At 53.3% G+C, this 12,966-nt stretch carries 14 protein-coding genes; 8 read left to right on the forward strand and 6 right to left on the reverse strand.

Going from position 1 to position 12,966, the window contains the following annotated elements:
- Positions 1-55: 55 nt before the first annotated feature.
- The 8 genes from yhfZ (at position 56) to E0D98_RS16040 (ending at position 7,465) form a co-directional block, all read left to right on the forward strand.
- Positions 56-961, forward strand: coding sequence for a GntR family transcriptional regulator YhfZ (gene yhfZ, locus E0D98_RS16005; RefSeq protein ID WP_001254809.1), 906 nt, complete (start codon positions 56-58; stop codon positions 959-961).
- A gap of 16 nt (positions 962-977) precedes the next feature.
- Entirely contained in the window at positions 978-1,340 is a 363-nt protein-coding gene (locus tag E0D98_RS16010; protein WP_001295165.1) for a PRD domain protein, read from the forward strand.
- An 83-nt stretch (positions 1,341-1,423) separates the two neighbouring features.
- On the forward strand, positions 1,424-2,587 hold the full coding sequence (locus E0D98_RS16015; RefSeq protein WP_000497372.1) for a YhfX family PLP-dependent enzyme: 1,164 nt from the start codon (positions 1,424-1,426) through the stop codon (positions 2,585-2,587).
- Positions 2,587-3,813 (forward strand): phosphopentomutase, encoded by a 1,227-nt coding sequence (locus E0D98_RS16020; protein WP_000090592.1) that lies wholly within the window; start codon positions 2,587-2,589, stop codon positions 3,811-3,813. Before E0D98_RS16015 ends, E0D98_RS16020 begins: the two co-directional genes overlap by 1 nt.
- A complete protein-coding gene (locus tag E0D98_RS16025) occupies positions 3,810-4,688 on the forward strand; it encodes a phosphotriesterase-related protein (protein WP_000020845.1) in 879 nt (292 codons plus the stop codon). The genes E0D98_RS16020 and E0D98_RS16025 overlap by 4 nt, the downstream gene beginning before the upstream one ends.
- Positions 4,689-4,698: 10 nt before the next feature.
- Positions 4,699-5,052: a DUF2620 domain-containing protein gene (locus tag E0D98_RS16030; protein ID WP_001297518.1), complete on the forward strand. Its 354-nt coding sequence runs from the start codon at positions 4,699-4,701 to the stop codon at positions 5,050-5,052.
- Between the two features lie 11 nt (positions 5,053-5,063).
- Complete coding sequence (locus tag E0D98_RS16035; RefSeq protein WP_000366877.1) at positions 5,064-6,368, forward strand: YhfT family protein; 1,305 nt, start codon at positions 5,064-5,066, stop codon at positions 6,366-6,368.
- An 11-nt stretch (positions 6,369-6,379) separates the two neighbouring features.
- Positions 6,380-7,465 (forward strand): aminotransferase class I/II-fold pyridoxal phosphate-dependent enzyme, encoded by a 1,086-nt coding sequence (locus E0D98_RS16040; protein ID WP_000847144.1) that lies wholly within the window; start codon positions 6,380-6,382, stop codon positions 7,463-7,465.
- 151 nt (positions 7,466-7,616) lie between these two features.
- Here E0D98_RS16040 and frlR read toward each other — a convergent pair whose 3' ends face one another.
- The 6 genes from frlR to E0D98_RS16070 all read right to left on the reverse strand — a co-directional run bounded on the left by frlR (position 7,617) and on the right by E0D98_RS16070 (position 12,953).
- Complete coding sequence (gene frlR / locus E0D98_RS16045) at positions 7,617-8,348, reverse strand: DNA-binding transcriptional regulator FrlR (RefSeq protein WP_001276847.1); 732 nt, start codon at positions 8,346-8,348, stop codon at positions 7,617-7,619.
- A gap of 99 nt (positions 8,349-8,447) precedes the next feature.
- Positions 8,448-9,233: a fructoselysine 6-kinase gene (gene frlD / locus E0D98_RS16050; RefSeq protein WP_000853348.1), complete on the reverse strand. Its 786-nt coding sequence runs from the start codon at positions 9,231-9,233 to the stop codon at positions 8,448-8,450.
- A complete protein-coding gene (gene frlC, locus E0D98_RS16055; protein ID WP_000847834.1) occupies positions 9,230-10,060 on the reverse strand; it encodes a fructoselysine 3-epimerase in 831 nt (276 codons plus the stop codon). The genes frlD and frlC overlap by 4 nt, the downstream gene beginning before the upstream one ends.
- Before the next feature lie 49 nt (positions 10,061-10,109).
- Positions 10,110-11,132, reverse strand: a complete 1,023-nt coding sequence (gene frlB, locus E0D98_RS16060) for a fructoselysine 6-phosphate deglycase (protein WP_001295163.1) — start codon at positions 11,130-11,132, stop codon at positions 10,110-10,112.
- Positions 11,133-11,152: 20 nt separating this feature from the next.
- Entirely contained in the window at positions 11,153-12,490 is a 1,338-nt protein-coding gene (frlA, locus tag E0D98_RS16065; protein WP_050877113.1) for a fructoselysine/psicoselysine transporter, read from the reverse strand.
- A 295-nt stretch (positions 12,491-12,785) separates the two neighbouring features.
- The gene (locus tag E0D98_RS16070; protein ID WP_001031834.1) at positions 12,786-12,953 is read right to left on the reverse strand and encodes a YhfL family protein; all 168 of its coding nucleotides are present in this window, start codon (positions 12,951-12,953) and stop codon (positions 12,786-12,788) included.
- Positions 12,954-12,966: the final 13 nt, after the last annotated feature.

Below are 12,966 nucleotides of genomic sequence, written 5' to 3' on the forward strand. Positions count from 1 at the left end.
CCACTTATCTTCATTTTAATGAAGATATAAACATTCATTTTATTGAAAATATATTATGCGTCGAACGTTTATCAAAAAAGAAGGCGTCGTTATCACGACGCTGGCCCGTTATTTGTTGGGTGAAAAATGCGGTAATAGGTTGAAAACCATAGATGAGCTGGCAACTGAATGCCGTTCATCCGTTGGCCTGACGCAGGCCGCGTTGAAAACGCTGGAATCAAGCGGAGCGATACGGATTGAACGCCGTGGGCGCAATGGCAGTTATCTGGTCGAGATGGATAACAAAGCATTGCTGAGTCATGTGGATATCAACAACGTGGTATGTGCGATGCCTTTGCCCTATACCCGCTTGTACGAAGGTTTAGCGAGCGGATTGAAAGCCCAGTTTGATGGCATTCCTTTTTACTATGCGCATATGCGCGGCGCGGATATTCGCGTGGAGTGTTTACTTAACGGCGTGTATGACATGGCGGTGGTTTCCCGACTGGCGGCGGAAAGTTATCTCACGCAAAAAGGGTTTTGCCTCGCGCTGGAGTTGGGGCCGCACACCTACGTTGGCGAGCACCAGTTGATTTGCCGTAAAGGCGAGTCCGCAAACGTGAAGCGCGTGGGGCTGGATAACCGTTCGGCGGATCAGAAAATCATGACCGATGTCTTTTTTGGCGATAGTGATGTGGAACGTGTCGATCTCTCTTATCACGAGAGTTTACAACGCATTGTTAAAGGCGATGTCGATGCGGTTATCTGGAACGTGGTGGCGGAAAACGAACTGACCATGCTGGGATTAGAGGCGACGCCGCTCACAGACGATCCGCGATTTTTACAGGCCACCGAAGCCGTGGTCCTGACGCGAGCCGATGATTACCCAATGCAACAACTGCTGCGTGCCGTTGTAGATAAACACGCCCTGCTCGCCCATCAACAACGCGTGGTGAGTGGGGAACAGGAACCGAGTTATTAAACGAAAGGCATCTGATATGGAAACCAGACTCAACCTGCTTTGCGAGGCAGGCGTTATTGATAAGGACATCTGCAAAGGCATGATGCAGGTCGTCAACGTACTGGAAACAGAGTGCCATCTGCCGGTGCGCAGTGAGCAAGGAACGATGGCGATGACACATATGGCGAGTGCACTGATGCGCAGTCGCCGTGGTGAAGAAATAGAGCCGCTGGATAACGAATTGCTGGCAGAGCTGGCGCAATCCAGCCACTGGCAAGCCGTTGTGCAATTGCATCAGGTGTTGTTGAAGGAATTCGCACTGGAAGTTAACCCGTGTGAAGAAGGCTATTTGCTGGCCAACCTTTATGGATTATGGATGGCTGCTAACGAAGAGGTTTGAAGCTCCCGACAAATCCACGTCGCACAACCTAAATATTCAAAAAAATGAATATTTAATTCAAGGAACAGAAACGAGGCAACAAGATGTTTGTAGAAGCATTGAAACGCCAGAACCCGGCGCTGATTTCCGCCGCACTAAGTTTGTGGCAGCAGGGCAAGATCGCCCCGGACAGCTGGGTGATCGACGTGGATCAGGTACTGGAAAACGGTAAGCGACTGATTGAGACGGCGCGGCTTTACGGCATTGAACTGTATCTGATGACCAAGCAGTTTGGCCGTAACCCATGGCTGGCGGAAAAATTGCTGGCATTAGGTTACAGCGGCATTGTGGCGGTGGATTACAAAGAGGCGCGAGTCATGCGCCGCGCTGGTTTGTCGGTGGCGCATCAGGGGCATCTGGTACAAATCCCTTGTCATCAGGTTGCTGACGCCGTTGAACAGGGCACCGACGTCATCACCGTGTTTACTCTCGACAAAGCGCGGGAAGTTTCTGCGGCAGCGGTGAAGGCCGGACGTGTGCAGTTTGTGCTGCTCAAAGTTTATAGCGACGATGATTTTCTTTATCCGGGGCAGGAGAGCGGTTTTGTACAGCATTCGCTGCACGAGGTGGTTGCTGAAATTAAGAAACTGCCGGGGCTGCATTTAGCCGGACTTACCCATTTCCCTTGCCTGCTTTGGGATGAGGCTGCCGGAAAAGTTTTGCCGACACCGAATCTTCACACGCTGATACAGGCACGGGATCAACTGGCGAAATCTGGTATTGCACTTGAGCAACTGAACGCGCCTTCAGCGACCAGCTGCACTTCGCTGCCATTGCTGGCGGAATACGGTGTGACTCATGCCGAACCCGGTCATGCGCTGACGGGCACTATTCCGGCAAACCAGCAGGGCGATCAGCCTGAACGTATCGCGATGCTCTGGTTAAGTGAAATCTCCCATCATTTCCGTGGCGACAGCTACTGCTACGGCGGCGGTTACTACCGTCGTGGTCATGCGCAACATGCGCTGGTGTTTACGCCAGAAAATCAAAAGATTACTGAAACCAATCTCAAAACTGTGGATGACAGCAGTATCGACTACACCCTGCCGCTGGCAGGCGAGTATCCGGTGAGCAGTGCAGTGGTGCTCTGTTTCCGCACGCAGATTTTTGTCACCCGTAGCGATGTGGTGCTGGTGTCCGGTATTCACCGTGGCGAACCGAAAATCGTTGGTCGTTATGACAGTCTTGGAAACTCTCTGGGGGCGTAATGGCGCGATTTGTGGTGTTAGTGATTGATAGCTTTGGCGTAGGGGCAATGAAAGATGTCACGCTGGTGCGTCCGCAAGATGCGGGAGCGAATACCTGTGGTCACATCCTGAGCCAGTTGCCGCATTTGCAGCTACCAACGCTGGAGAAGCTGGGGCTAATCAACGCATTGGGTTATGCGCCAGGCGATATGCAGCCGTCAGATTCCGCAACCTGGGGCGTGGCAGAGCTGCAACATGAAGGTGGCGATACCTTTATGGGGCATCAGGAAATTTTAGGCACGCGCCCGTTACCGCCGCTGCGGATGCCTTTTTGCGATGTGATTGACCGTGTTGAGCAGGCATTAGTATCCGCCGGTTGGCAGGTGGAGCGCCGTGGCGATGAACTGCAATTTCTGTGGGTCAATCAGGCGGTTGCGATTGGCGATAATCTCGAGGCGGATTTAGGCCAGGTCTATAACATTACCGCCAATCTCTCTGTGATCTCTTTTGACGACGCAATCAAAATTGGTCGTATCGTGCGTGAGCAGGTACAGGTCGGTCGGGTCATTACATTTGGTGGCCTGTTAACCGACAGTCAACGCATTCTCGATGCCGCAGAAAGCAAAGAAGGGCGCTTTATTGGTATCAATGCGCCGCGTTCTGGCGCTTATGACAACGGTTTCCAGGTCGTGCATATGGGCTATGGCGTCGATGAAAAAGTGCAGGTGCCACAAAAACTGTATGAAGCAGGCGTGCCAACCGTGCTGGTGGGTAAGGTGGCAGATATCGTCAACAATCCTTATGGCGTGAGCTGGCAAAATCTGGTGGATAGCCAGCGGATTATGGATATCACCCTCGACGAATTTAACACGCATCCGACGGCGTTTATTTGCATCAATATCCAGGAAACCGACCTCGCTGGTCATGCAGAAGACGTCGCACGTTATGCCGAACGTTTGCAGGTCGTTGACCGTAACCTTGCCCGGCTTGTTGAGGCGATGCAGCCAGATGATTGCCTGGTCGTGATGGCGGATCACGGTAACGATCCGACCATTGGTCACAGCCACCATACCCGTGAAGTGGTGCCAGTGCTGGTTTATCAGCAAGGGCTGGTCCACACGCAACTCGGTGTACGCACCACGCTTTCTGATGTGGGGGCTACCGTGTGTGAATTTTTCCGTGCGCCACCGCCACAAAATGGTCGCTCTTTTCTTTCCTCCCTCCGGTTTGCAGGAGACACCCTATGAGTATTGATCCGACGGGTTACACCCTGGCCCATGAGCATCTGCATATTGATCTCTCCGGCTTTAAAAACAACGTGGACTGCCGCCTTGATCAGTATGCGTTCATTTGCCAGGAGATGAACGACCTGATGACCCGGGGCGTGCGTAATGTGATTGAGATGACCAACCGTTACATGGGGCGCAATGCGCAATTTATGCTCGATGTAATGCGCGAGACGGGGATCAACGTGGTGGCCTGCACCGGTTATTACCAGGACGCTTTTTTCCCGGAGCATGTGGCGACCCGCAGCGTGCAGGAACTGGCGCAGGAGATGGTCGATGAAATTGAACAGGGTATCGATGGCACCGACCTGAAAGCCGGGATTATCGCGGAGATCGGCTCTAGCGAAGGGAAGATTACGCCGCTGGAAGAGAAGGTGTTTATTGCCGCTGCGCTGGCGCATAACCAGACCGGACGCCCGATCTCCACGCATACGTCGTTCAGCACGATGGGGCTGGAGCAACTGGCGTTGCTACAAGCCCACGGGGTTGATCTTTCGCGCGTCACCGTTGGTCACTGCGATCTGAAAGACAACCTCGACAACATTTTGAAGATGATCGATCTCGGCGCGTACGTGCAGTTCGACACCATTGGTAAGAACAGTTACTACCCGGACGAAAAGCGTATTGCGATGCTTCATGCGCTACGTGACCGTGGGTTGCTGAACCGCGTCATGCTGTCGATGGATATTACGCGCCGCTCCCATTTAAAAGCCAATGGTGGTTATGGCTATGACTATTTATTGACCACCTTTATTCCGCAATTGCGCCAGTCAGGATTCAGTCAGGCCGATGTGGATGTGATGTTACGTGAAACTCCCTCTCAATTTTTCCAATAAGGACAGACTCATGAAAAAGATTGGCGTTGCAGGCTTACAGCGTGAGCAGATTAAAAAAACCATTGAAGCGACGGCTCCTGGCAGTTTTGAAGTTTTCATTCACAACGACATGGAAGCGGCAATGAAAGTGAAATCCGGGCAACTGGATTACTACATCGGTGCGTGTAATACCGGTGCGGGCGCGGCATTGTCGATTGCCATCGCGGTGATTGGCTATAACAAAAGTTGCACCATTGCCAAACCAGGCATTAAAGCGAAAGACGAGCATATCGCCAAAATGATCGCTGAAGGAAAAGTGGCGTTTGGCCTTTCCGTTGAGCACGTCGAACACGCGATTCCGATGCTGATTAACCATCTGAAATAAAAGGCACGACTATGGATCTGTATATTCAGATTATCGTGGTGGCGTGCCTGACGGGTATGACATCGCTTCTGGCGCATCGCTCGGCGGCTGTTTTTCATGACGGCATCCGCCCGATCCTGCCGCAACTGATTGAAGGCTATATGAACCGTCGCGAGGCGGGGAGTATCGCTTTTGGTCTGAGCATTGGTTTTGTGGCCTCGGTGGGGATCTCTTTTACCCTGAAAACCGGGCTGCTCAACGCATGGTTACTCTTTCTTCCTACCGATATCCTCGGCGTACTGGCGATAAACAGCCTGATGGCGTTTGGTCTTGGCGCTATCTGGGGCGTGTTGATCCTTACTTGCCTGTTGCCAGTAAACCAGCTGCTGACCGCGCTGCCGGTGGATGTATTAGGTAGCCTCGGGGAATTAAGCTCGCCGGTGGTTTCTGCTTTTGCACTGTTCCCGCTGGTGGCGATTTTCTACCAGTTTGGCTGGAAGCAAAGTCTGGTCGCCGCCGTGGTTGTTCTGATGACCCGTGTGGTAGTCGTGCGCTATTTCCCACATCTTAACCCTGAATCCATCGAAATCTTTATTGGCATGGTGATGCTGCTGGGGATCGCGATAACTCACGACCTGCGTCATCGTGATGAAAATGATATTGATGCCAGCGGGCTTTCGGTGTTTGAAGAACGCACGTCGCGGATTATCAAAAACTTACCCTATATCGCCATCGTGGGAGCATTGATTGCCGCCGTTGCCAGCATGAAGATTTTCGCCGGCAGTGAAGTGTCGATCTTCACTCTGGAGAAAGCGTACTCCGCAGGCGTAACGCCGGAACAATCGCAAACGCTGATCAACCAGGCGGCACTGGCAGAATTTATGCGCGGGCTGGGTTTTGTACCGTTGATTGCCACCACCGCGTTAGCAACGGGTGTGTATGCAGTTGCGGGCTTTACCTTTGTTTATGCGGTGGGCTATCTCTCGCCGAATCCGATGGTTGCAGCGGTATTAGGTGCAGTGGTTATTTCGGCAGAAGTTTTATTGCTTCGTTCGATCGGCAAATGGCTGGGGCGCTATCCGTCGGTGCGTAATGCGTCGGATAACATCCGTAACGCCATGAATATGCTGATGGAAGTGGCGCTGCTGGTCGGTTCGATTTTCGCAGCAATTAAGATGGCGGGTTATACCGGATTCTCTATCGCGGTTGCCATTTACTTCCTCAACGAATCCCTGGGCCGTCCGGTACAGAAAATGGCGGCACCGGTCGTGGCAGTAATGATCACCGGTATTCTGCTGAATGTTCTTTACTGGCTTGGCCTGTTCGTTCCGGCTTAAGGAAGGCACCTATGAAGACGTTTCCTCTGCAAAGCCTGACGATTATTGAGGCGCAGCAAAAGCAGTTTGCGCTGGTGGATAGCATTTGTCGCCATTTCCCCGGCAGCGAGTTTCTTACTGGCGGTGATTTAGGCTTAACGCCAGGACTGAATCAACCGCGCGTTACCCAGCGTGTGGAACAGGTGCTGGCTGATGCATTTCACGCACAGGCTGCGGCGCTGGTGCAGGGCGCGGGGACTGGCGCGATTCGCGCCGGGCTGGCGGCTTTGCTCAAACCGGGGCAGCGTCTTCTGGTGCATGACGCGCCTGTTTACCCGACGACACGGGTTATTATTGAGCAGATGGGGCTGACGCTTATTACTGTTGATTTCAATGACCTGTCGGCACTGAAGCAGGTCGTCGACGAGCAACAACCGGATGCGGCGCTGGTGCAGCATACGCGCCAGCAGCCGCAGGACAGCTACGTGCTGGCAGATGTGCTGGCAACGTTGCGCGCGGCAGGTGTTCCAGCGTTAACCGATGACAACTATGCGGTGATGAAGGTGGCGCGAATCGGCTGTGAATGCGGCGCGAATGTCTCGACATTTTCCTGCTTCAAGCTATTTGGGCCAGAGGGTGTTGGTGCAGTGGTCGGCGATGCTGATGTTATCAACCGTATTCGCGCCACGCTTTACTCCGGCGGTAGCCAGATCCAGGGCGCACAGGCGCTGGAAGTATTGCGTGGTCTGGTGTTTGCGCCAGTGATGCACGCGGTGCAGGCAGGGGTATCTGAACGGTTGCTGGCTTTGCTTAACGGTGGTGCGGTGCCGGAAGTGAAAAGCGCGGTGATTGCTAATGCGCAGTCGAAGGTGTTGATTGTCGAGTTTCATCAGCCGATTGCCGCCAGAGTGCTGGAAGAGGCGCAAAAGCGCGGTGCCTTGCCTTACCCGGTGGGTGCAGAGTCGAAATATGAAATCCCGCCGCTCTTTTATCGCCTTTCCGGAACGTTTCGCCAGGCGAATCCACAATCAGAACATTGTGCGATTCGCATTAACCCGAATCGCAGCGGTGAAGAGACGGTGCTGCGGATTTTGCGTGAGAGTATTGCCAGTATTTAATGCTGGATAGCACCGTCAAGCTAAATTCCGTACTGAACGGTCCCCTCGCCCCTTTGGGGAGAGGGTTAGGGTGAGGGGAACGTACGGGATGTAAAATTCAACGCGCCAGCATCGCCGGATGCGATGCTGGCGCATCTTATCCGGCCTACGGTTAATGTCTTTTATTATCAATCGTTAAGGTGATGCGATTGGCGCGGCAGAAGAGTTCGGAGACGTGCACCGGTTTGTCATTCTGATCAAAGGCGATTTTGCTGATGCGAAACAACGGTTCGCCCAGTTCGCATTTCAGCCATTTTGCCTGCGGGCGGGTGGCGGCAAAGATATCGATGGTCTTTTTGTCGCTGACCACTCGCGTGTCGAAACGCTCCTGAAATAACTGATAAGTGGAGCTTCCTTCAACGTAAATCTCATCAAAGTCAGGATAACGCGACAGTGGGATCCAGGAACTATCAATAAACAGCGGCTCTTTATCGAGATACATCACCCGGCAAAGATGGAACACTTCGCTGTTGCCAGGGATGTTCAGCTTTTCGCAAAACGGCGCGGCGCTGACTCGTTCCTGCTCGATCACTTTCTCTTTCGTCGCCTTGCCTTGTGAGACGCCAAAATCGGTAAAACCACTGACGGTCAGCAGGGCGTTTTCGACCTTCTGGCTTTGTACAAAGGTGCCTTTGCCCTGCCAGCGGATCAGTACGCCGTCTGCCACTAAGTCGCTGATAGCTTTGCGAATAGTAATGCGGCTGACGTTATATTGCGTACAAAGCTCGTTTTCGGTAGGGATCTGTTGCCCGGCCTGGTAAACCCCCTGCGCGATATCATCCAGCAACCGCTGGCGGACGGTAGCGTAGAGGAGTTGATGAGAGTAGCGGTCCGTAGCTGACATAATCGACCCTGAAATAAAGAATGAATTACTCGGATTATAGGGTCGTTTTCCGGCAAGTAACAGCACGTTGGCGTGAAGATGCTCACGCCAACGTTATACCTACCAGGCACCGTGGTACTGAATGGTTTTCGCCGCGCACGCCGTTCCCTGCGCCATCGCCTGCGGTAATGTCATCCCCGCAGACCAGCCGCAAAGGAATCCGGCAATGAACGAATCTCCGGCACCCATGGTGTCGATAACCGTCACCGGTTCAGGAGCCTGACGCCAGAACTGCGCGCCATCCCAGGCAATGCTGCCGTTTTCACCCAGCGTGACAATCACCACGCCTGCGCCACGGGCAACAATCGCTTTCATCTTCAGACGCAGCGCTTCGTCTTCTTGCGGTGCGGAGGCAAAGGCAAAATCGAGATGCGGCACCAGTGTCTGCCAGAGCGGGCTGTCCCACTTGTCGGAGAAGTCGAAAGCGGTAAGTTTGCCCGCAGCGTGCAGCTGTGGGAATGCGTCTTCCGCATGTCCCCAGATTGCCGCGTGCACAATGTCATACTGCGCCAGCCAGGCGTAATCCTCTTCACTCAGGGCAAAGTCGGCCATCACGCCTTCGGTGTAGTCGCCAAAAACGCGATCATTGTCGTGCAGTTCCACCTGAGTTTGTGCGGTAACGCCGTGTTTCGTATGGACATGGCTGATATCGACGCCCATGCGGGCGAGATCCTGCTTCAGCTTTGTGCCGTAGTCATCGTCACCCACCCAGGTAATGCATCCCGGCTGTATGCCGTAGCGAGTGCAGTACACCGCCACATTGACCGCATTACCGCCAGAAAACGCTTTATTCAGTTGCGGGTAGATATCGACGCAGTTATCGCCGATTGTCGCCAGGGTTTTCATCTCTCATCCTCCGGCAGCAGCGCGCGAAAGCGTTCCAGCGCCTGGCGGGCATAGAGTCTGGGCTCGTTCATATACATCGTCACCAGCTCCACCGTACAGTAACCCTCATAGCCCCGGTCGATAATATCGCGCATCAGTTCCCTCAGCGGCATTTTGCCTTCTCCAGGAATGTAATGCGTGTCGCTGGCCCCGTCGCTGTCGACAATATGCAGATGACGTAATTTATCGCCCAGTTTGTCGAAATAACTCATCACCGGTTCCGCCTGGACATACGGCGCGCAAATGTCGACCATGCTGAACAGGCGCGGCGAAGGCACCAGCGCCAGCGCATGAAGCACATCATTAGCATTACACACGACGTTCGATTCATACGGCGTTAACGGTTCGAGGATTAGATCCATGCCGATGTTTTCCGCGTACTCACACAGTTCGCTTAGGTTCTCTGCCAGCCGTCCCCAGATAACATTAGGTGGCGTGAGATAGCCCGCGTGGGCCGCGGAAATCAGCGTATAACCCGCGTTCATCTCTTTTGCCATATCCATCGCCAGCTTGATCATGTCGAGGCTTTCGCGACGCATATGTTCATCGCCCAGCATCATGTTATACGGATAGCCGTTGGTTTCTGGCGTATAGCCGATAATCGGCATCTGATACGTCTGCGCCAGCGCCTTGATTTGTTTGATGCCGCCCGCTTTTAAGTCCGGCGCGAACGCGTGCGGGCGACCGCCCCAAATTTCGATGCCGTCGTAACCCAGCTCGCTTGCATCACGAAATGCGTGTTCAATAGGCAGCCGCTGGTGGCCGCAGGTAAACATACCTGTTTTCATCGGGTAACTCCTTGCGTAAATTCGGCCCGTTGCCGGGCCGGGAGAGGGATTAATATTCCACCAGACCACCGTAATAGCGGCGTTCATCCGGGTTGTGATCTTTGTAAATAGACAGGTAGTAGCAGAGCCACTCCATTGGCACGAACATCAGGAACGGTGCCAGCCACGGGTGCAGCCCTTGCGAAATTTCGGCGTAATCGATGACGATCACGTTGTCAGTACGCTGTTTAACAAAGTTAATGGCGCGTTCGGTGGTGTGGCGACTTTCATCATTGCCGAGCAGGAACAGGAACGGAACGCCCGGTTCGACAATCTCCAGCGGGCCATGGCGGAACTCTCCGCTCTCAATCACGCAGCCGTGCGTCCAGGTAAATTCCATCAGCGTTACAATGCCTTCTTTGTAACCCAGCGGACGCAGCGGACCCGCAGCAACGGTATAAATCATCGGCCACTGGCTGGCCAGTTCACCAAGCTGGCGGCCTTTTTCTTCCCAGGTGCGTACCAGATGACCGAGCGCATTCGGCAACTGCTTGAGATCGTTTTTGATCTTGCCGATTTCCGCGTTCGGCGCGAGGCGGGTGATCATCTCCAGCACCACGCTGTAGCAGAGCAGCAGGTGAATTTCCCAGATACAGTCGGCCTGATAATCAATGCTAAATTCCGCCGCCGAGGTAATCGGGCTGTCCGCGCGTTTGGTGAACGCCGCAGTGAGTGCGCCGCAGGCCCGGCCCAGCTCCAGCGCTTTGATTACCTCTTCCGTTTTACCGTAGTCAGAAACGCCAATCACCGCGCAACGATCGTCGAGGCGATACGGGGTGTTATCGCAGAACTCCCAGCCGGAAATGGCGTAGACCTGAAGATCGGAAAAGCGATCCGCCAGATGTTTCGCCGTTTGCGCCGCGTTGAGTGGCGAGCCGCAGGCAACGAAATAAATACGATCAATGTCGCGCTTCACCATCTCTTCCACGATGGCGTGCACCAGCGGAACGTCATGGCTGAGAACTTTTTCCACTTCCTGAACCATATTTTCGGTGACCAGAAAGTCCACGGTGCTTTTATCAATATCCAACATTTTATTTTCTCCAGATAACATTACGACAAAGCGTTGAGCTGGCGGCTACGCTTCGCCCAGAAGGCGTAAGCAGGCAGACCAGTAGCAATAACGATGACGGCGCAGATAAGGCCGGGAATCGGTGCCCAGACAAAGGTTGAGGCGACCAGAATGAGGCTTGACGCAATGGCGAGGGTGGTCATCAGCCCGAAAGCCGGAGTACGCCACAGCGGTTTGTAATCGTCGCGTTTACGACACCAGATGATGGAGCCGAAGGTGAGGGTATTTTTGAAACACATCACCAGGGTGAAATAACCCAGCAGGCTGGTGAGATCGGAAACGAAGATGAAGAAGATCCCCAGCGCCCCTTGCAGGATGATGGAGACATCCGGCGTGTTGTATTTCGGATGCACATGGCCGAAGCATTTAAAGAACAGGTTGTCTTTCGCCATCGCGTATTCCAGCCGCGGCTGGTACATCACGCAGCTGGAAAGCGAACCAAGAATGACGATCATCGCCGTGATGGCAACAAAGATCCCAGCGGTGCTGCCGAGTGCGGGGATCCAGGTCAGGGCGTCGGAAATCGGCGTTTCAGAATTGGCGAGTTTGTCGAAGGGCATCAGGCCGGAAATCACCAGCGCCAGCAGGGTGTAGAGCACCAGAACCAGCAGACAGGAACCAATCAGCGCTCGTGGCATGGTTTTTCCGGGGTTTTTAATTTCGCCGGTCATATAACAGATAGAGGCCATGCCGGTATACGACCAACTGGTGGCAGAGATCCCCGCCAGCAGCGACATAAAGCTGCCCGTTGCGCCAATCGCAGTGGTGGTAGGGGCGGCAAAATTCTCCGCTTTAAACCAGAAGATCCCAAGGCCAATGACGATAGTGAACGGGATAATTTTGGCGATGGTAATTAGCGTCTGAAACGCTGCGCCGCCTTCAACGGAGCGCAGGTGTAGCAACATAAAGGCGATAATTAATCCGGCGGCGATAAATTTACCGGGCAACGGATCGATAGGCGTTAAAAAGCCAAGATTGCTGACAATCGCCAGCGCCATAATCGACAATGACGGCGCATCGTTGGCCCAGAAGCTGGCCCAGCCGGAGAGGAAAGCCAGCGGTCGGCTTCCGGCATTTTTCAGATAAACATAATCTGCGCCATTTTCCGGATAAGCGGTTGATAGTTCCGCATAGACGCACATTTGCGGGATCACAATTAACCCGCCGATGACAAATGCGAGCACCGTCAGCCACGGCGTGCCCGCCGCTTTTGCCACTTCACCCACAGATACAAAAATACCGGAGCCGACGGTTGTCCCGACGGCGATTGCAAGAACGGCCCAAAATCCGAGCTTGCGTTGGAGTTCCTGGCTTCCCATAGCGATACCTTTTTCTTGTCCAACACGTTGTAGGGGAGAGTTTGCAGTCATTTAAAAGGTAACATGACAATGCATAATGAATATAACAACATATGATGTTATGTAATGCGGAGGAAGATCACAAAATTTCGCATAGGATCGCGCTGTGGCTAATGAATGTGGTTATCAAATTGAAATTAAAGTGAAAATATTTTTACGGGTGGGGAGCAAGAAGGATATAGAAACAAATACGCCCTCGGAAAATCCAGAGGGCGTCGGGCAATTAAACCGGTGTTAGCCGATTTCTGTCAGAGACTTACTGTGCAGTAGGACCGCAACCGCCAATGATTTTAGAAATAGAAATTGCCGGGTGCAGCAGGTAGTCGTAAGAGCAGTTCTTATCACGGTTTTCAATATGACCAGTACATGCAGTTAACGTAGCCAGTACTGCACCTACCAGTGCAACTTTAATAAATTTGTTCATTTACATTCCCTAT

It is taken from the genome of Escherichia sp. KCJ4928, from assembly GCF_004352695.1.
Lineage (GTDB): Bacteria > Pseudomonadota > Gammaproteobacteria > Enterobacterales > Enterobacteriaceae > ECMA0423.